Origin of the sequence: Vibrio sp. OY15 (assembly GCF_000742455.1) — a bacterium.
GTDB lineage: Bacteria > Pseudomonadota > Gammaproteobacteria > Enterobacterales > Vibrionaceae > Vibrio > Vibrio alginolyticus.
Window position 1 is genome coordinate 1 of record NZ_JPIL01000017.1, and the last position, 19,295, is coordinate 19,295.

A 19,295-nucleotide genomic window follows, 5' to 3' on the forward strand; every position below is an offset into this window, starting at 1 on the left:
AACCCATATCAGGACGGGTCAGAAAAACAATAGCGTTTAAGCGTTTTCGTTTAAGTAGTTTAATACGACTTCGTGGTGATCTTTGGTTTTGAACTTGTTAAACACGTGTTCGATCACGCCTTCTTCATTGATCAGAAAGCTAATGCGGTGAAGACCGTCGTATACTTTGCCCATGAATTTCTTTTCGCCCCAAACGCCGAACTGGTCAGCAACGGCATGATCTTCATCAGAAAGCAGAGTGAAGTTTAAATCATCGCGCTCGATGAACTTGCCTAGGCGCTTTACAGGATCGATGCTTACGCCGAGTACCACCACGTTATGTGCATCGAGTTCAGCTTTGATGTCACGAAGGCCTTTTGCTTGTGTAGTACAACCCGGCGTCATCGCCTTAGGGTAAAAGTAGAAAAGTACTTTCTTGCCTTTAAAGTCTTCAAGAGAAACGGTATTTCCGTCTTGGTCGAGCAAAGAGAAGGCTGGCGCTGGCGAGCCTGCTGTCAGCGTATTCATTTTGATTTCCTTTACTTTATAGTGTGTTTTTAATGAAATTCAGAGAACCTTGTACGTTGAGCGACTTACAAAGTTCATCGAAGTCTTCTTGTAACTGCATCAAATTAAAATCCGCGCTTACAGATGCAGTAATCGCAATATGAAACTGGTCAGAATCGAGTTGAATTTTCGACTTGCTGATGGTTTGCGCGCTAAGAGAGTCTAAACCAATCTGCTGATCAGCGAAGAACTTAGTAAATTTTTCAGTTAACCCAGGGCGGTCTTCAGACTCAATAAACACTTCCATGGTGTAGCTGTTATCGAGCAGTTCGTGCGCCGCTGTGCGTTTCATGATCGTAATAAGGTCATGTTCTTGGCCAAGCAGGGGCAATTGTGTTTCAACTCGAGTCACGCTGCTGGCGTTCCCAGTCAGGAGCATGATCAGCGTAAATTCGCTGCCAAAGATAGCGATACGGCTATCGACTATGTTACAACCAGCTTGAGTAACGAGCTGTACGACTTGGTTACAAATGCCTGGACGGTCCGTTCCAACTGCTGTAAGTACCAGATGTTGCTTCATAAATGAGCTTCTTGTCCTTTCTTCAATAGAGAGATGTTAGCACAGATATTGCGAAGAAATATCGAGCCAGTTCTTTTTTAGTCCATAAAAAAGCAGTCGGAGCTTGAGGGGAGTGGTGGGAAATAAACAGTAAATGCAGGCTATAGGATAAACAAAACGTTTGCATGATGTGCTTGCCTATTGTCTGGCCGTTTTATTCACTTAGATCTGACTTGGCTAACAAGACCAAAGAGTATATTTTCCTTGCTTGTGCTCTTCAGTATTTTCCAAATCACTGATAGATTCTAAAGTCACTCGAAAGCCCAACACGATTATCAATATTGCCGTTAATCAAACCAAATAGAGCAATTAAGTTGCTAGACCTCTAACAACTGGTAATTATTCATTCATTTGTACTTTGTAAGCGAGTTTACGCTCTTGTGTTTTTCAATCGCATTACAGTACCATGCAGAAAGAGTTAAATGAGGGAGATAAACATGTTTTCAGGAAGTATCGTAGCGCTGATTACGCCATTCAAAGCAGATGGCGAAGTAGACTTTGACGGTCTGCAAAAGCTAGTAGAGTACCACGTTGAAGCGGGTACAGACGGTATTGTGGCAGTAGGCACAACAGGTGAGTCAGCGACACTGACCATTGAAGAGCATGTAAAGGTCGTTAATAAAACTGTTGAGTTTGCCGACGGTCGCATCCCTGTGATTGCTGGCACGGGTGCAAATGCAACCCATGAGGCAGTAACATTTAGCAAATTACTGGCTGATTCTGGTATTGCTGGCTTCCTGAGTGTGACACCGTATTACAACAAACCAACTCAAGAGGGTTTGTTTCTACATTACAAGGCAATTGCCGAAGCGAGTGATGTGCCTCTAATTTTGTACAACGTACCAGGCCGTACTGCTGTTGATATGCAGCCAGAAACAGTGGCACGCTTGTCAAAGCTTGATAATATCGTAGCTCTAAAAGATGCAACGGGCGATTTGGAACGAATTGCAATTCATCGTGAACTTTGTGGCGAAGATTTTATCTTACTAAGCGGCGATGATGCGACAGGGCTGGATTTTGTGAAACTTGGCGGCAATGGTGTTATCTCGGTAACGAACAATATTGCAGCTAAAGACATGGCAGACATGTTCCATTTGGCAAGTGAAGGTAAGTACGAAGAAGCAGAAGCGATTAACCAACGCTTGATGACTCTACATAAAAACCTTTTCATCGAAGCAAGCCCTATCCCAGTAAAATGGGCAGCGCAAAAGCTTGGTTTGATTGAAGAAGGTGGTTTGCGTCTTCCTTTAACTACGCTTTCTGAAAAATCGCAGCCGATCGTCGAGCAGGCGCTAACAGACGCCCATATTTATTAAGATTGAGCTATTAAGATTGAGTTACTAGGATTGAAGTTCATACTGGGGGCCAAAGCGCCCTCGGTGTTTTAGGAGTATAGATGAAGCTTTCAAGCCAGTTAGTGTTAAGTTCATTAGCTGTATTCGTATTGACTGCCTGTTCAGGTGGTGCCAATCAACGTCGTCAAGCAAAAGATGACTTCGAGTATTTGAACTCCCCAAATTTGGGTGAGTGGAATGTCCCACAGGGTGCACAGCCTCAGTTTTACCCTAACTACGAGATCCCTCAGGGTAACTACGCTGGTGGTGTAGGTAAAGATGTCGACATTCGTCCACCTCAACAAGTCCTAGAGCTTATTCCCGGTGCACGTTTGGACCGCAGTAGTGATGGTGAAGTGACACTTTGGCTACTTCGTAAAGATGAACTAGATAAAGTTTGGCAAACGGTGCAAAACATGGTCGCGGCTAACGAGATTCCAGTTGAAAGCCAAACAGACTCTCGCATCGAGACAGGATGGGTGACTTGGGATTCGCCAGATGAAGAGCTAGAAATTGGCAGCCGATATGAAATCGTACGCGCTGAAGCAAATGGTCGACACGGCTTTAAGGTGAGCCTTATTGACTGGCGTGAAGGCAATCAAGTGAAAGAAGTAACGGCGACCAACCGTGAGCGCTACAATGTATTCATGACGAACTTGGTCACCGCTCGCTACGACCAAGAAGTGCGTGAAGAAGCACAGCGTAAAGCGCAAGAGTTGGTTAAACAGATCCCAATCACAATGGGTAAAGACCGCAGCGGACTTCCAGTGATTATCGCGCGTGCGCAATACAACATGCTTTGGCAACGTCTGCCTAATATTCTACCTAAGATGGGCTTTAAGATTGAAGAGCGTAGCCAGTCGCAGGGCACAATCACTGCGAAATATGCGTCTCCGGATGATGAATTCTGGAACGATATCGGCGTTAAACCAGTGGAGTTAGCCGCTGGTAAGTACACATTCTTACTTGGTGATTTAGGCAACCGTACGTCTATCAATATCACCGACTCCTCTGGCAAGCCAGTAGAAGAAGAGTTTTTGAAATCACTAGCGCCTGTATTGGCTGCAACAGTGAAGCAGTAAACAAAGCGAGCTTAACGCGGCGTGTTTACTTAATGATAGAAAAGGGACCTAGTGGTCCCTTTTTTGATGTTTAGATTAAATGTGTCGAGATGAAGCTGGTGAGTAACTAACGAGGCTCGTTTTTGTTTTTATCTTCTTCAGCGTAGCGCTGTTTATCCAATGTGTTCAGCTTATCTAAATCGTTCTTACGGCTTTTATCCATCTGACCAAACTTCATTTTTGCGGTATATTTGAGTGCGGCAATATTACCAATGACCACGCTCAACACTACAATAATAATGACCCAAGGATTGGTTAGTATTTCTATCATAGAGCCTCCGGCGGCGTGATATTGTGAATAAATTTGGCAACGACGTTATCCAAATTATTCAGTATGACGTCAATCCCTGCAATGTTGTCGGTCTGATTTTGTTTAATCAACTGGCTTCTGAGTACATCAAGCGTCAACTGCTCGAGGCATTGCTGCCCGACAGCGCGGTGACTAATGTGCCAAGGCTCAATCGAAACGCCACCTAAATCATGCTGATAAGGGAAGAAGAAACCGAACCGACCAAGGTTGGCTTTTAACCATTGGTAGAACGCTTGCTGGTGGCCTTCAAGATACTCCCAAGGTTCCAACTTGAGTTTGGTGTCAGCAGGCAATAAATTGCGCGCATAGACATCAAAATCACAACCCCAATGATGACGACTTCCTCCGGGCAATGCCGACCAGCGCAAAATGGCCATCAATTTCTCTTCGTCATTTAACTCTGCTTTACTCAAAGGGCGGGAGTTTATGTCGAGAATTGGCAACTCACCAGAAAACTTCCCGTTCCAGATGGCTTTTTGGCGATTAAAGTCACGAAAACCACTGGCGATTTCCATTTTGAAACCTGCTTCGGTTGCGGCATTAATCATCTTCAATAAGTCATTGACTACTTTAGGGTGAAGCATAAATGCCTTTTGCCCCACTAGTGTGGATTGAAGATGGGAATCAGTGATTCCGGTGAGTTGCTCTGGTGTCATTGTGTTCTCGCTGATTACTTCGCCAATAGGTGTTTCAACGTGTTTTCGTACATGTCCGTCAACTTTTCAAGATCGTCGACTTTCACACACTCGTTCACTTTATGAATCGTAGCGTTAACAGGGCCTAACTCTACGACTTGACCTCCCATTCGAGCAATAAAACGACCATCAGACGTACCGCCAGTTGTAAGTAGCGCTGGCTTCGTATCATTGACTTCGGCCACAGCAGCTACAACCGCGTCTAGCAGTGCGCCCGTATCGGTCAGGAATGGGTCTCCGTTGAATGTCCATTTTAGGTCGTAGTCCAGCTCATGCTTGTCCAATGTTTCGGTAACACGCTGAACAATTGCGTCATTGTTAAGCTCAGTACTAAAACGTAGGTTGAACTGAACATGGAACTCGCCAGGAATAACGTTAGACGCACCAGTGCCAGCCGATACATTCGGGATCTGGAAACTAGTCGGTGGGAAGTAATCATTCCCTTTGTCCCATTCTGTCGTCGCGAGTTCATGAATCGCGAGTAGAGACTCGTGCACTGGATTGCTGGCTAGGTGAGGGTAGGCCACGTGACCTTGTGTTCCTTTTACCGTTAAATCACCAGTGATGGATCCACGGCGTCCATTTTTCACTACATCGCCAACCACGTCGGTGCTGGATGGTTCACCAACAATACACATATCGATGTTCTCACCACGTTCCATCAACGTTTCTACAACGCGAACGGTACCATTGATAAATGGCCCTTCTTCATCCGACGTAATTAAGAAGCCAATTGAGCCTTTGTGATCTGGGTTTTCGGCGATAAAGCGTTCAACTGCAACAACCATAGCGGCGAGTGACCCTTTCATGTCAGCTGCGCCTCGGCCATGCAAGTAACCATCAATAATGGTCGGTTCAAACGGATGTGTATTCCAGTGTTCCAATTTGCCAGCTGGTACCACATCGGTGTGGCCAGCAAACGCAAATAGCGGCGCTTCTGAACCACGTCGAGCCCAGAAGTTCGTGGTGTCTTCAAATACCATCACTTCAATTTCAAACCCGAGTGCTTTTAAGCGCTCGATCATCAAATCCTGACAACCTGCGTCTTCCGGCGTTACGGACTGTCTACTGATCAGATCTTTAGCAAGTGCCAATACTGGACTGTCTGTCATCCTTGAGTATTCCTTTATTTAAGAGTTGAAAATGCTAGCGTATTGATCAGCTTTAAAACCGATATGAAGTTGATCATTCACTTTTAAAATTGGGCGTTTAATCATCGCAGGGTTTTCTACCAAAAGAGCGATGGCGTTTTCCTCGTTAAGTGTGTCTTTCTGCTCTTGCGCTAATTGGCGGTAGGTTGTGCCACGTTTATTGAGCACCTGTTCCCAACCTAAAGCGCGACAAAATTCACTTACCATTTCTGCATCAATGCCTTGCTTACGGTAGTCATGGAAGTCGTAAGCAATATCCTCGGCTTCTAACCATTTCTTGGCTTTTTTGATCGTATCGCAGTTGGGAATACCAAACATGGTAATCGACATAGTGTTTCCTTTTTCTTTGTTCTATTTTTCACTGGCGCGGTTAAGACGCACTTAAGTGATTTGGGCTGTTAAAGCATCCTATCAAGAAGCAATCAAACTGACAAAATGCGGTGGAAAATATTTTCAGATAGATTGAGATAACTAATGTCACATAACTTATTTACGATGAATGCGCTATAAATCGAATAAAAATTCGTCTAAATCAAATGGAAAAGTCGAGTTATTGATCAAACGCAACACCTCGCTGAGCAAAAACGAAATAATGAATCAGCACAATTTTAGGAGGTGTCAATGGAATTGAGTCCTGTTTTTGCAAGGCGGCTATATTTGGCCTTGTTGGTGGAAAACCTAGAAAGGCCGAATGTGCCAAAGTTGATCGAAAAAACGGGGTGGCCTCGTCGTACTATTCAAGATGTACTCAAGGCGTTACCTGGGATCGGCATTGAACTCATATTCGTTCAAGATGGCCGACGTCATAATGACGGCTATTATCAACTTTCAGATTGGGGGCCTTTTGATAGCCAATGGGTTCTAGAGCGGGAGAGCGATATCGCTAGCAGTCTTGGATTTCGTGCATAAGCCAGCAATTGCTGGCTTTTTTCATATTCAGGCCTCATCCATTGCAGCGGTAGGCGGAACCCAGTACGCTAAATGAAGTGATAAAATCTTGTGGGGAAACCATAAAAACGGTGTCCGCATCGATAGCCGCTGCATTGTTTTTTAAATCGTTCATCGCGCCTTGCATCATCGCGTCATTAGTCATGAAAATGTAGTTATACCAATGGCCTTCACTTCCGGTGACTTCGCCTTTGTATTCGCATCGCTCAGGGTCGAATTGCGCGTCAATGCGAATATGAACATTTTGACTTTGAGCATGAGTAAGGTGAGATGGCATCGTGCAACCCATTAGAAGCACGACAAAAAGTCCAAGTAACAGGCGTTTCATTAGCTATTTCCCCAATACTATGTAAGCAGCAAAGCCAATCCAGCTCAGGACAAGTAGTGTCCAAGGCAGTTTGCTTGATGAATGGTTTGGCGCATCGTCGGTGATATTGTCTTGTTCGATAATCTCTTCATGCTGACGTTGCTTTTCACGTTGCTGTTTTTTCTTCGCTTTATCGGCTTGGCGGTTGCGCTCTTTTTGTTGTTTCTTATATTGCGCGATGCCTTTTTCGATACCTTGAGCGATGAGCTTGGTTTGCTCTTTGGTTTGGCCGGGCTTTTGCGTGGATTTAGCAATTCTCATCGCTTCGGCTTGTGTTTCTTGAGAAGGCACAGGGGTGGCAGGAGTTCTTTTTTTCATGTTTTTCATCAACGTCGCTGTAAATCTTTGTTTAGTTTACCTGTGTAAGGTGCTGAAATGAACTTCAGTTCTCATCTTTGTTGGCTTGCAACTCTGAAACGATAGGTTAAAGTGACGTTTTTATCACATAAAGAAGAAGATGTTGTGCGCTATTCGTTTGACCAATATGACGCTCATGGATTTTTAAAGGCGCCGATCATTTTATGGGTGGGATGGATGTTTCTTGTGCGTTCATGGATGGTGTTTGCCATGGCTGGTGTAAGTCGTGATAGTGGCAGCAAGCTACTCGCTATTGTTTACCCAGATTCAAGTACGTTGTATTTAGGTTTGGCGATGGGCATTCCAAGTTTGCTTCTTATGTGGTTAATGGGGCTTCGTCATCCCGACAGAGGATGGGTAAACAGAATTACTCGCTATGGTCGCGAGATCACTTTGATCTTGTGCGGTATTCAACTTGCTCAGACCATGTATCATGTGTACCTAGAACATGGAGTGTTTAATTGGGCAAACGCCCTTACCATTACCTTATTAGCTTGGTTTATGATCTATCTTCTAAATGGAAGATGGGTAAAAGACTGTTTTCATGTGCCACAATTAGCGCACGATGAACAGCAGCATTCAAAGAATTAAAAACAATAACTTCCCACTCTGGGGCAAAGTAATAGAGGAAACCTCAATGTCACAAGCTCAAACGGCGATCGTGCCAGAAGCCGGGCCATTTGCACTGTACACTCAACTCAAAGTGAACCAAAACCGTGAAAACGTATTAGAAAAACTGAAAGCACTGCCAAAGTTGGTGGAAGAGTTAAACATTACCCAGCCGGGTGCAGCGCTGACGCTTTCTATCGCATTCACAAAATCGTTTTGGGAACACCTTAATGTAGACGCGCCAGAAGAGCTTATTGATTTTACTCAACTTGGCGAAGGTGACATCGTTGCTCCAGCAACAGACGTAGATGTACTGATTCACTGTCACTCGACTCGTCACGACTTGCATTTTTACGTGTTGCGTAAGTTCCTAGAAGAGACGGCACAAGATGTCACCATTGTGGACGAAACATATGGGTACCGTTACCTTGATGCTCGTGATATGACAGACTTCATTGATGGCACAGAAAACCCGAAAGGGGAGGCTCGCGCTGATGTGGCTCTAGTAAAAGAGGGCCCATTTGCTGGAGGTAGTTATGTCATGGCTCAACGCTTCGAACATAACCTTGCCGCTTGGAATCGCTTGAATGTCAAAGCGCAAGAAAAAGTGATTGGTCGTACCAAACCAGACTCTATAGAGCTAGAAGACGTTCCTGCTGCATCACACGTTGGTCGCGTTGATATTAAAGAAGAAGGAAAAGGTCTCAAGATTGTCCGTCATAGCTTGCCATACGGGACGGTAACAGGGCCTCATGGCCTGCTGTTTATTTCTTACTGCAATACACTTCATAACATTAAAGTGATGCTAGAAAGTATGTACGGCGTGACAGATGGTAAAACAGACCAAATGCTTCGTTTCACAAAAGCGGTAACTGGTGCGTACTTCTTCGCTCCTTCACAAGAAATGCTCGCAGAGCTAGCCATCAAGTAAGTTCTCAGACTTTATTTCTTAAGCCCTCCAATTAGAGGGCTTTTGTTTTCTATTTCTATTCCAATCTCTTTTCAAAAAACACTAAACTTTTCTGTTACTTGGTCGATAAGTATCCAAAGCCTTAATTTATTTGGAGTCTGTGTCTCGTGGCGATCACCGTTAATACCAATGTGGCAGCACTCGTCGCACAGCGTCATTTGACCAGTGCAACTGACATGCTGAACCAATCCATGGAGCGTTTGTCTTCAGGGAAGCGTATTAACAGCGCAAAGGATGACGCTGCGGGTCTGCAAATCTCCAACCGCTTGCAATCGCAAATGCGTGGTTTAGATGTTGCGGTTCGCAACGCGAATGACGGCATTTCCATCATGCAAACTGCGGAAGGCGCGATGAATGAGGTGACCAATATCATGCAACGTATGCGTGATTTGTCGCTACAGTCAGCCAATGGTTCAAACAGCAAAGCGGAGCGCACTGCACTGCAAGAAGAAGTTTCTGCTTTAAATGATGAGTTAAGTCGTATTGCAGAAACGACCTCCTTTGGCGGACGTAAATTGCTGAATGGCACATTCGGTACATCGTCTTTTCAAATCGGAGCAACGGCTGGTGAAGCGGTACAAATTGGCCTGCGGACCATGCAGCCGGAATCTTTAGGTAGCTTTTCAATGAGCTCATATCAAAGAGTCAGTTCAGATTGGACGGTTCAAAACGGAAATAATGAAATTGTTATCAGCTACCGTGATAACAATTTTGAAGAGCAGGAGATCCGTATTGAAGCTAAAGCTGGCGACGATATAGAAGAACTCGCGACTTACATTAATGGGCAAACCGATAAAGTGAAAGCGTCTGTTAATGAGGAGGGGCAACTGCAGTTACTCATGTCCCACAAGGACGCCATAAAATACCCTGGACCAACCTTCAGTGGTGGCCTGGCTGATGAGTTAGAACTTGGCAAGTATGTCACCGTAAATAGAACGGTAGATAGTATTGATATTAGCACGGTCGGTGGCGCTCAGATGGCGGTCGGCATTTTAGATGATGCTTTGAAAACGGTAGATGGCAGTCGTGCGGAGTTAGGCGCGTATCAAAACCGCTTTAATCACGCGATCAATAATCTCGATAACATCCACGAAAACTTAGCTGCTTCCAACAGTCGTATCCAAGACACTGACTACGCGAAAGAAACCACGCAAATGGTGAAGCAGCAGATTTTACAGCAGGTCAGTACTTCTACTCTTGCACAAGCAAAACAAGCGCCCAACCTAGCATTAACTTTACTTGGCTGATGAACGGCCTTGCCCGAATTTAACGTAAAACCTGCCTGTATCGACAATTCGAAAAGAAGCTTTAGCGAAAAATGAAAGTTTTTTTGCTTTTTTATCCGCTTTGTCACGATTACCCCTCCAAACGAATTATTTTCAAAAAAATCCAAAATTTTCTCTAAAGAAAACAGGGCATGCGCCGTTAATAAAAGTAACTTTGAGAGAACTACTTGGTTTTCCGAGACGTCGGAAACCGCTACACCGGAAAATCAATTGGAGAAATCACCATGGCAGTGAATGTAAACACTAACGTATCAGCGATGACCGCTCAGCGTTACCTAAACAACGCAAACTCAGCTCAACAAACTTCTATGGAGCGTTTGTCTTCAGGTTTTAAAATCAACAGCGCAAAAGATGACGCTGCGGGTCTACAAATCTCGAACCGTTTGAACGTACAAAGCCGTGGTTTGGATGTAGCGGTTCGCAACGCGAACGACGGTATCTCGATTGCACAAACTGCTGAAGGTGCAATGAACGAGACCACTAACATTCTTCAACGTATGCGTGATTTGTCTCTACAATCAGCAAACGGTTCAAACTCGAAAGCAGAACGTGTGGCGATTCAAGAAGAAGTGACCGCGCTAAACGACGAACTAAACCGTATCGCAGAAACCACTTCTTTCGGTGGTAACAAGCTACTAAACGGCACACACGGTGCGAAATCGTTCCAAATCGGTGCAGATAACGGTGAAGCAGTGATGCTTGAGCTAAAAGACATGCGTTCAGACAACAAAATGATGGGCGGTGTGAGCTACCAAGCTGAAAGTGGTAAAGGTAAAGACTGGAACGTTGCTGAAGGTAAGAACGACCTAAAAATCAACCTAACGGACAGCTACGGCCAAGAGCAAGAAATCAACATCAGCGCAAAAGCGGGTGACGATATCGAAGAGCTTGCGACTTACATTAACGGCCAAACTGACCTAGTGAAAGCCTCTGTAGACCAAGACGGTAAACTGCAAATCTTCGCTGGCAACAACAAAGTTGAGGGCGAGGTCGAGTTTTCAGGCGGTCTATCTGGGGAACTAGGTTTGGGCGAAGGTAAAAAAGTAACGGTAGATACTATCGACGTAACCTCAGTTGGTGGCGCACAAGAATCTGTTGCTATCATCGATGCAGCACTGAAATACGTAGACAGCCACCGCGCAGAGCTAGGTGCATTCCAGAACCGTTTCAACCACGCAATCAGCAACTTGGACAACATTAACGAGAACGTGAATGCGTCGAAGAGCCGTATCAAAGATACAGATTTCGCGAAAGAAACGACGGCAATGACCAAGTCACAAATTCTATCGCAAGCGTCAAGCTCAATCCTTGCGCAAGCGAAACAAGCGCCAAACTCAGCGCTAAGTCTGCTAGGTTAATTTCAAACCTAAGACGAGAACCTCATTGGCTCGTGGTGAGAGATGAGCGAGTAAACCCAGCTTCGGCTGGGTTTTTTTCTGTCTTTTGGGGCCCCAGGATTTCTGCGAATCACGACATTAGAGCTTCATCACATTTCAGTAAGCCAAAGAAAATAATCGCAAAAAATTGAAAATTTCTTCTAAAGGATATTCATCGGTCGCCGTTAAAGGGACTGAGAGAAATGAGATGTACCTAAGTGAGGTGAGAGACACGACGGTACATTCACTAAAGCCTTAAGGAGATCAATTATGGCGATTAACGTTAATACTAACGTTTCTGCGATGACTGCACAGCGTTACCTAAACCAGGCAGCTGACGGTCAACAAAAATCAATGGAGCGTTTGTCTTCGGGTTATAAAATCAATAGCGCGAAAGACGATGCTGCAGGTCTACAGATTTCAAACCGCTTGAATGCACAAAGCCGTGGCCTAGACATGGCAGTGAAAAACGCAAACGACGGTATTTCTATTGCACAGGTTGCTGAAGGTGCAATGAATGAATCTACCAACATCCTACAACGTATGCGTGATCTTTCGCTTCAATCTGCGAACGGTTCTAACTCAAAAGCAGAACGTGTAGCGATCCAAGAAGAAGTAACAGCGCTAAACGACGAGCTAAACCGTATTGCTGAAACTACCTCTTTCGGTGGTAACAAGCTTCTAAACGGTACTTACGGTACTCAATCTTTCCAAATCGGTGCGGACTCAGGTGAAGCAGTGATGCTTTCTATGGGTAACCTACGCTCAGACACTTCAGCAATGGGTGGTAAGAGCTACGCAGCAGAAGAGGGTAAAGACGCATCTTGGACTGTTGGTGAGAAAACAGAGTTCAAAATGAGCTACACCAACAAGCAGGGTGAAGAGAAAGAGCTATCAATCAGCGCTAAGCAAGGCGATGATATTGAGCAGCTAGCGACATACATCAACGGTCAAAACGATGATGTAAAAGCCTCTGTTGGCGAAGATGGCAAACTACAAGTATTTGCTTCTTCTCAAAAAGTTGAAGGTGATGTTGAGTTTTCTGGCAACCTAGCAGACGAGATCGGCTTTGGTGGCCCGAAAGACGTAACAGTGAAAGACATCGACGTAACCACAGTAGCTGGCTCTCAAGAAGCAGTAGCGGTTATCGACGGTGCTCTTAAGTCCGTAGACAGCCAACGAGCTTCACTCGGTGCTTTCCAAAACCGCTTCAACCACGCAATCAGCAACCTAGACAACATTAACGAGAACGTTAACGCGTCTAAAAGCCGTATTAAAGATACTGATTACGCGAAGGAAACCACTGCGATGACTAAGTCGCAAATTCTTCAGCAAGCAAGTACTTCAATCCTGGCTCAAGCGAAGCAGTCTCCATCTGCAGCGCTAAGCTTGTTGGGCTAAGTGGTAAACCCAGCCTGAGGTCAACACCTTAGTGCTGGGGCACCAAAGCGATAGATTCTATCGTTAGCCCATAAGGTGGAAGGGAGATTGTAATGGATATATCCTCCTACGCATCGAACATCCAGCCTTACGGCACGCCAAATGGCACAAAGTTTGCAAATAAAAATGGCAATGATATAGGCACGTCTAGCCCAGCAAATTCAAATGGTGAGATTTCGCCGCAAAAAGCGAAAAACACCGAATACGACTTCTCTGTTCAAGCTGCGCTCGAGATGGCTGAAAGCCGTCAAGAACTGAACAAAGAAGAACGTGAAAAATTGGTCGCGCAAATGAATGAATTTGTCACGTCCATAAACAAAGGAGTCGCATTTCGAGTGGATGAAGAATCCGGACGAGATGTGGTGACGATTTATGAAGCCAATACCGGTGACGTGATTCGTCAAATTCCTGATGAAGAAATGCTAGTGGTATTGCGTCGCCTAGCTGAGCACACAGCCAACAGCGGGTTGTTGACTGAAAAAGTGTAAGTCGTTTTTAGAGGTGATTTGATGAGTTTAGGCCCTTTGGGGATGTCTGGCGGCATGGATATTAATTCCATGGTCAGCAAAATTGTGGATGCCGAACGCGTACCAAAGCAGCAACGCATCGACAACGAACGCACGACAATTAATGCCAGTATCAGTGCTTACGGGCGACTCAGAGAATCATTGGATACGATGAAAAATCTCATGGCGAACTTTCGTCAGGAGAAAGCATTTGCCGTTCGCACCGTCGAAACGACCAATGACAATATTGTATCTGCCACGGCAACCACAGATGCTATCGCTGGCAAATATGCTATCGATGTGTTGCAGCTTGCTCAGAGCCATAAAGTCGCTTCTGACGTATTGCCAGAAGACGCAAAATTTGGCCCTGGTAAGCTGCAGATTTCGCTTGGTGATGAGCGTTTTAATATCGATGTTCGTTCCCGATCTAAGCTCATCGATGTCGTACGTGGCATCAATGGCGCTAAAGATAACCCTGGCGTTCGTGCATCTCTTATTAACGACGTCGAAGGTCCACGCCTTATCCTTGCTTCTAACCTCTCTGGTAAGGATCATCAAATCAGAGTCAGTGTGGAGGCAGAAAAAGGCAACCCTCTTAAATATTTCGAATACCAAACACTTGAAGACCGCGTCAACGCGCTTGAAGAAGCTCGTTCAGCGGCGGAAGATGTCTTAGGTCCTCTTAAATTTCCGGAACAACCAGCAGAAGAGCTGGATGCAAACGGCAATCCTCTACCTCCAGAAGAGCAAAAAGCGGCAGACGATGTACAAGATGATGCATCGCAAGCGCCAATCTCTGCGGCGGGTGCAGAAGCAGCCAAAGCTGGTCAAGAAGCCATTGATGAAGCCAACCGACGCGCGAGTTTACGCCCTGAAGACAGAATTCCAGGGTGGACAGAAACTGCGTCAGGTACTTTGTTGGACTCTTATGAAGAACCAGAGCTCGAACTCGACGAAAAGGCAATAGAGAAGGCACCAGATGTACCAGGCTGGAATAATGCCGCATCGGGCACCCTAACCGATTCTTACGTTACGACGAAAGAGGCTAAGCAGCTTCTTGAGCAAGAAAAAGCGGAAATCGAGCAAAAAATTGCGAGTGAAAAGCAAGCGTTAGACGAAAAAGTGGCACGTGGTGAACTTTCCGAAGCGCAAGCTAAGCAAATTCATCGCGCTAAACTTGATCCTCAAGAACGTGAGCGTCTGGAAAAAATTGATGAAGCAGAAGCGAAAATCGCAAAGGCACAATCTGCTTTTGAACAATACCTTGGAATGACAGAAGTACAAGCAGGGCAAGATTCAGAAGTTCTGCTTGATGGCGTGGCAAAGCTATCTAGCCACAACAATGTGATTGAAGATGCGATCGAAGGTGTTGATTTAACACTAAAAGGCAAATCAGAACCGAATAAACCGCCTGCTGAAATTGGTGTCGAGTACGACCGTCAAAGTGTACGCAACGATATCGAAAACTTTGTGGCAGCGTATAACTCGTTTTATCAAACCTCCCAAGCGTTGGCGAGTGTGGATCCGGTAACTGGTCAAAAAGGGCCGTTGTCAGGTGACAGCACCGTACGCAGTGCAGATTCACGATTAAAATCGGTCTTTTCTACTCGAATCGATAAGGCGCCTGAAAACCTAAAGTCCTTAACAGAATTTGGCATTACGACCACACGTCAAGGCACCCTAGAAATCAACTATGACATGCTAGATCGCCAGTTGAACAATAACTTCAACGAGTTAGAAAAGTTCTTCGGTGGCAACACAGGTTTTGCTAAACGAGTAGAAGATGCGATTCACGGTATCACAGGTATTACAGGCAGTATTCGTACTCGAGAAAAAAGTCTCACAGAACAAAACTACCGTTTGAGTGACGATCAAGCGGCATTAGATCGCCGCATGGAAAGCCTAGAGAAGCGTACTCATGCGAAGTTTACCGCGATGCAAGATGCGACCGGTAAAATGCAAGGCCAGTTAGGCGCTTTGATGAGTGCGTTGGGTTAATAAATGCAAAAAGAACTCATGGAAATTAGTGATATAGATCAACTAATTACGCAAGAATTAGAAAAAATTGATTTTAATGCTGAAGAAATTCTTCGCTTGGTCGATATCAGGGAACGGTTATTGCAAAACCTGTTACCAATTATTCATCAAAATCCTTTGGTTAAGCAGGATGCAGAGTGGCAAGCATTGCTAACTCGTACCAAAAGAATTGTCGAGCTGATGCAATCGGAAACGTCAAAGGTCGGAAAAGAGCTCCATAAGTTTCGTTATGGCCAGCGTTCACTTCAGCAGTACAAAAAATTTATTTAAAAGAGGATTACTATGCGCGGTTCTTTGCAAGCATACAAAAAGGTATCAGTCGACAGCCAGCTTAGCGCGGCTTCTCCGCACAAAGTCATTCAAATGCTTATGGCTGGTGCGATTGAGCGCCTTATTCAAGGTAAAGCAGCCATGCAAGCAGGCAATATTCCAGCAAAAGGTGAGCGCTTGGGTAAAGCGTTAGACATCATTATCGCGCTACGCAGCTGTCTATCTATGGATGACGGTGGTGATATTGCTTCAAACTTAGATTCACTGTATGAGTTTATGATCACGCAAATTTCTGCTGCTAACCATCAAAATGAGCCTCAGCTGATCGACGACGTTATCGACATTATCCGTGAGATCAAGTCCGCTTGGGACCAAATCCCAACAGAGTTTCATAATCTTACCGCTGCTGAAGTTGGTATTTAATAGTCAAAACAATGCGTTAAGATACTAGACGAATATATTTGTCAATTGCGCAACGAGTTGTGTAGCAAAGTTTCTATCAAGCTCACACCTCTCCATTGCTTGGTTGCCTTATTTTTATATTCAAATAAAATAGAAGCCATTAGTAGCCCTAATGGCTTTTTTGTTGCTGATTTTCCTATTTTGTCTATCGTAAATTGAGTGTGGTGGTTCTGCCTTCTTTAGCACCCAATTGCGCAAATCAAGGTTTGGCCGCAACGCACCTAAAATAAAGGCAATCATTCTTACTTATGCATGGTTTGGCAAAGCTGCTTGTAATTGATGATGACGCATCAAGTCGTTTAAATTTAAGCAATATATTGGAATTTGTTGGAGAAAATTGCGAAGCGGTCAGTTCTGATCAGCTCAGCGATGTTGATTGGTCTAGCGTATGGTCGTGCTGTATTGTTGGTAATATTCCAGCAGGTCAAGCGGCGAGTACGGTTATCTCTCATTTAAACAGCGCTTACCACATCCCTCTTCTAGTCATGGGCCGTTTTCCTTTGCCTGTTGATGATCTTCCAAATTTTGTTGGTGAACTAGAGCTGCCGCTTAATTACCCACAGCTTAGTGAAGCGTTACGCCACTGCAAAGATTTTCTGGGGCGAAAAGGAGTGAATGTTGTTGCTAGTGCACGCAAAAACACGCTTTTTCGCAGCTTAGTTGGTCAAAGTAGAGGTATTCAAGAAGTTCGACATCTGATTGAGCAAGTATCAAACACGGAAGCAAACGTGTTGATCTTAGGTGAGTCCGGTACGGGTAAAGAAGTTGTTGCGCGTAACATCCACTATCATTCTTCATACCGCGATGGCGCATTTGTACCTATTAACTGTGGTGCAATACCACCTGAGCTCCTAGAAAGCGAATTATTTGGTCATGAAAAAGGCGCGTTTACTGGTGCGTTAACTGCCCGTAAAGGTCGATTTGAGCTCGCAGACGGTGGCACGATCTTTCTTGATGAGATTGGCGATATGCCAATGTCGATGCAAGTAAAGTTGCTTCGTGTATTGCAAGAACGCTGCTTTGAACGTGTAGGTGGCAATAGTACCATCAAGGTAAATGTTCGAGTTGTGGCGGCGACACACCGTAATCTAGAAAATATGATTGAAGAAGGCACGTTCCGAGAAGACTTGTTCTATCGTCTGAACGTGTTTCCAATTGAGATGCCAGCGCTGAAAGAGCGCAAACAAGATATACCATTGCTGCTACAAGAACTGATGACACGTTTAGAGGCGGAAGGCGGACAACCTATCTGCTTTACACCTCGTGCAATCAACTCACTTATGGAGCATAACTGGCCGGGCAACGTACGCGAGTTGGCTAATCTTGTTGAGCGAATGATTATTCTGTATCCAAATAGCTTGGTGGATGTAAACCATCTACCAACCAAATATCGCTACAGTGACATCCCAGAGTTCCAACCAGAGAGCAATCCATTTGTTTCGGTGGAAGAGCAAGAGCGTGATGTATTCCAAGATATCTTCTCTGAAGATTTTAGCTTTGAAGATCAAGACGACCTTGATCACAGCATGAACGCCCCGCAAGCGCTGCCACCGGAAGGGGTTAATTTGAAAGAGCTGCTGGCTGATTTAGAAGTTAATATGATCAGCCAAGCATTAGAAGCGCAGGGTGGTGTTGTAGCAAGAGCGGCCGACATGCTGGGTATGCGACGTACTACGCTGGTGGAAAAAATGCGTAAGTACAACTTACAGCGCTAGGTAAAGTGAAGTTTTAAGACGATATCTGAATAATCACTTGGGCTGGTTAACATCGTTTTTCTGGCATCCAAAACCGTTATCTCTGAGTGTCAACTTATTGTCGATAGCTTAACGTCCTGATAAATATAGAAAATAGCTTGGTACGCTAATTGCTTACCAAGCTATTTTAGTTTTAGCGGCGATATTTCGACAGGCAGTAATGGATAACAACACCAATCAATCCCATTTAGATTCCGTAGAGAATCAGGTTGAGCGCTACAAACAGGTGCTCGATGTGATGCCTGCTGGAGTGATTTTGCTCGATACGTACGGAGTAGTCCGTGAAGCAAATCCAGAAGCGCACCGAATTCTTGAGATTCCACTGGTTAACGAAAAATGGTTCAACGTTATCCAGGCGGTGTTTGACCCACGTGAAGATGATGGCCACGAAGTTTCATTACGTAATGGCCGTAAAGTTCGACTCGCCATCTCGGCGTCCACAACAGGTCAATTGATCCTGATTACCGATTTAACCGAAACCCGTTTACTTCAAGCTCGTGTCAGTGATTTACAGCGCTTATCGTCGTTAGGACGTATGGTTGCGTCGCTTGCTCACCAAGTAAGAACGCCGCTGTCGAGCGCTATGTTATATGCATCCAATTTGGGAGCGCCAAATCTCCCTCCAGCGACAAAAGATCGCTTCCAAACCAAATTAATGGATCGTCTGCACGATTTGGAAAAGCAGGTTAATGATATGCTGCTTTTTGCTAAAGGTGGTGATAATAAAGTCATTAAGCCATTCACGATTGCCCAGTTGGTAGCGGAATACCAGCCGATGGTCGAAACCGCGCTAAAAAACAACAGTATTGATTACTGCCTAGAAGTGGAAGAAGAACAAACTGAGCTACTAGGCAATGCGAACGCCATTGCATCCGCATTGAGTAATCTGGTCATGAATGCGATTCAAATGTCTGGTAAAGAATCGCAAGTCGATATTTTTTTCCGCCCGGTAAATGGTGAGTTACGCATTTCTGTGCAAGACAGCGGACCGGGAGTGCCCGAAGAACTGCAAGCCAAAATCATGGAGCCATTTTTTACCACACGTTCTCAAGGAACTGGATTAGGGTTGGCAGTTGTTCAAATGGTTTGCCGTGCCCATGACGGTCGATTGGAACTTATTTCAGAGCAGGGTGATGGAGCCTGCTTCACCATGTGCATTCCGCTAGAGCGAGTGCAAACAGAAGCGCAATAAGCGGC

The 19,295-nt window shown here is 45.0% G+C and carries 22 protein-coding genes; 14 read left to right on the forward strand and 8 right to left on the reverse strand.

Translation table 11 applies throughout. The features are described 5' to 3' along the window. Positions 1-36: 36 nt before the first annotated feature. Both bcp and IJ23_RS19130 read right to left on the reverse strand, forming a co-directional pair. Positions 37-507, reverse strand: a complete 471-nt coding sequence (bcp, locus tag IJ23_RS19125) for a thioredoxin-dependent thiol peroxidase (protein WP_005380418.1) — start codon at positions 505-507, stop codon at positions 37-39. A 16-nt stretch (positions 508-523) separates the two neighbouring features. Next, positions 524-1,066 (reverse strand): glycine cleavage system protein R, encoded by a 543-nt coding sequence (locus tag IJ23_RS19130; RefSeq protein ID WP_005380420.1) that lies wholly within the window; start codon positions 1,064-1,066, stop codon positions 524-526. 476 nt (positions 1,067-1,542) lie between these two features. Here IJ23_RS19130 and dapA point away from each other — a divergent pair, with 476 nt between their 5' ends. Together dapA and bamC are read left to right on the forward strand one after the other, a co-directional pair. Continuing rightward, complete coding sequence (gene dapA / locus IJ23_RS19135; protein WP_005380422.1) at positions 1,543-2,421, forward strand: 4-hydroxy-tetrahydrodipicolinate synthase; 879 nt, start codon at positions 1,543-1,545, stop codon at positions 2,419-2,421. Positions 2,422-2,501: 80 nt separating this feature from the next. Continuing rightward, positions 2,502-3,521: an outer membrane protein assembly factor BamC gene (bamC, locus tag IJ23_RS19140; protein WP_005380424.1), complete on the forward strand. Its 1,020-nt coding sequence runs from the start codon at positions 2,502-2,504 to the stop codon at positions 3,519-3,521. A gap of 106 nt (positions 3,522-3,627) precedes the next feature. On the opposite strand, the gene IJ23_RS19145 is transcribed toward bamC, so the two are convergent. From IJ23_RS19145 to IJ23_RS25095, 4 genes are read right to left on the reverse strand one after another with little or no spacing between them, the layout of a single operon-like run. Next, a complete protein-coding gene (locus IJ23_RS19145) occupies positions 3,628-3,831 on the reverse strand; it encodes a DUF2897 family protein (RefSeq protein ID WP_005380425.1) in 204 nt (67 codons plus the stop codon). Next, the gene (locus tag IJ23_RS19150; protein WP_033907098.1) at positions 3,828-4,526 is read right to left on the reverse strand and encodes a M15 family metallopeptidase; all 699 of its coding nucleotides are present in this window, start codon (positions 4,524-4,526) and stop codon (positions 3,828-3,830) included. The genes IJ23_RS19145 and IJ23_RS19150 overlap by 4 nt, the downstream gene beginning before the upstream one ends. A gap of 14 nt (positions 4,527-4,540) precedes the next feature. Then, a complete protein-coding gene (gene dapE, locus IJ23_RS19155) occupies positions 4,541-5,677 on the reverse strand; it encodes a succinyl-diaminopimelate desuccinylase (protein WP_033907099.1) in 1,137 nt (378 codons plus the stop codon). Between the two features lie 18 nt (positions 5,678-5,695). After that, positions 5,696-6,046: an ArsC family reductase gene (locus IJ23_RS25095; protein ID WP_005380431.1), complete on the reverse strand. Its 351-nt coding sequence runs from the start codon at positions 6,044-6,046 to the stop codon at positions 5,696-5,698. Positions 6,047-6,337: 291 nt separating this feature from the next. Between IJ23_RS25095 and IJ23_RS19165 the strand changes: the two genes are divergently transcribed. Continuing rightward, positions 6,338-6,625 carry a winged helix-turn-helix domain-containing protein gene (locus IJ23_RS19165; RefSeq protein WP_033907100.1) on the forward strand — a complete coding sequence of 96 codons (288 nt, stop codon included), beginning with the start codon at positions 6,338-6,340 and terminating at the stop codon, positions 6,623-6,625. Positions 6,626-6,659: 34 nt separating this feature from the next. Here IJ23_RS19165 and IJ23_RS19170 read toward each other — a convergent pair whose 3' ends face one another. Both IJ23_RS19170 and IJ23_RS19175 read right to left on the reverse strand, forming a co-directional pair. Beyond that, positions 6,660-6,992, reverse strand: coding sequence for a DUF4156 domain-containing protein (locus tag IJ23_RS19170; protein ID WP_033907101.1), 333 nt, complete (start codon positions 6,990-6,992; stop codon positions 6,660-6,662). A 3-nt stretch (positions 6,993-6,995) separates the two neighbouring features. Further along, a complete protein-coding gene (locus IJ23_RS19175) occupies positions 6,996-7,349 on the reverse strand; it encodes a DUF2956 domain-containing protein (protein ID WP_005380437.1) in 354 nt (117 codons plus the stop codon). Positions 7,350-7,493: 144 nt separating this feature from the next. Here IJ23_RS19175 and IJ23_RS19180 point away from each other — a divergent pair, with 144 nt between their 5' ends. The 11 genes from IJ23_RS19180 (at position 7,494) to IJ23_RS19230 (ending at position 19,290) form a co-directional block, all read left to right on the forward strand. Then, positions 7,494-7,979, forward strand: coding sequence for a DUF2919 domain-containing protein (locus IJ23_RS19180; protein WP_033907115.1), 486 nt, complete (start codon positions 7,494-7,496; stop codon positions 7,977-7,979). 46 nt (positions 7,980-8,025) lie between these two features. Continuing rightward, on the forward strand, positions 8,026-8,928 hold the full coding sequence (locus tag IJ23_RS19185; protein WP_033907102.1) for a Dyp-type peroxidase: 903 nt from the start codon (positions 8,026-8,028) through the stop codon (positions 8,926-8,928). A gap of 146 nt (positions 8,929-9,074) precedes the next feature. Next, the gene (locus tag IJ23_RS19190) at positions 9,075-10,214 is read left to right on the forward strand and encodes a flagellin (RefSeq protein WP_033907104.1); all 1,140 of its coding nucleotides are present in this window, start codon (positions 9,075-9,077) and stop codon (positions 10,212-10,214) included. 263 nt (positions 10,215-10,477) lie between these two features. Beyond that, complete coding sequence (locus tag IJ23_RS19195) at positions 10,478-11,611, forward strand: flagellin (RefSeq protein ID WP_005380447.1); 1,134 nt, start codon at positions 10,478-10,480, stop codon at positions 11,609-11,611. Between the two features lie 288 nt (positions 11,612-11,899). Beyond that, a complete protein-coding gene (locus tag IJ23_RS19200) occupies positions 11,900-13,030 on the forward strand; it encodes a flagellin (protein ID WP_005380449.1) in 1,131 nt (376 codons plus the stop codon). A gap of 92 nt (positions 13,031-13,122) precedes the next feature. Then, positions 13,123-13,557 (forward strand): flagellar protein FlaG, encoded by a 435-nt coding sequence (gene flaG, locus IJ23_RS19205; RefSeq protein WP_005380451.1) that lies wholly within the window; start codon positions 13,123-13,125, stop codon positions 13,555-13,557. Between the two features lie 21 nt (positions 13,558-13,578). Next, entirely contained in the window at positions 13,579-15,573 is a 1,995-nt protein-coding gene (fliD, locus tag IJ23_RS19210; protein WP_005384492.1) for a flagellar filament capping protein FliD, read from the forward strand. 3 nt (positions 15,574-15,576) lie between these two features. Further along, on the forward strand, positions 15,577-15,882 hold the full coding sequence (locus IJ23_RS19215; RefSeq protein ID WP_005380456.1) for a flagellar protein FliT: 306 nt from the start codon (positions 15,577-15,579) through the stop codon (positions 15,880-15,882). A gap of 12 nt (positions 15,883-15,894) precedes the next feature. Beyond that, positions 15,895-16,305: a flagellar export chaperone FliS gene (gene fliS, locus IJ23_RS19220; protein WP_005380457.1), complete on the forward strand. Its 411-nt coding sequence runs from the start codon at positions 15,895-15,897 to the stop codon at positions 16,303-16,305. Positions 16,306-16,592: 287 nt separating this feature from the next. Continuing rightward, complete coding sequence (locus IJ23_RS19225) at positions 16,593-18,059, forward strand: sigma-54 dependent transcriptional regulator (RefSeq protein ID WP_005384490.1); 1,467 nt, start codon at positions 16,593-16,595, stop codon at positions 18,057-18,059. A 199-nt stretch (positions 18,060-18,258) separates the two neighbouring features. Continuing rightward, complete coding sequence (locus IJ23_RS19230) at positions 18,259-19,290, forward strand: sensor histidine kinase (protein WP_005380459.1); 1,032 nt, start codon at positions 18,259-18,261, stop codon at positions 19,288-19,290. The last annotated feature ends 5 nt before the right edge of the window (positions 19,291-19,295 follow it).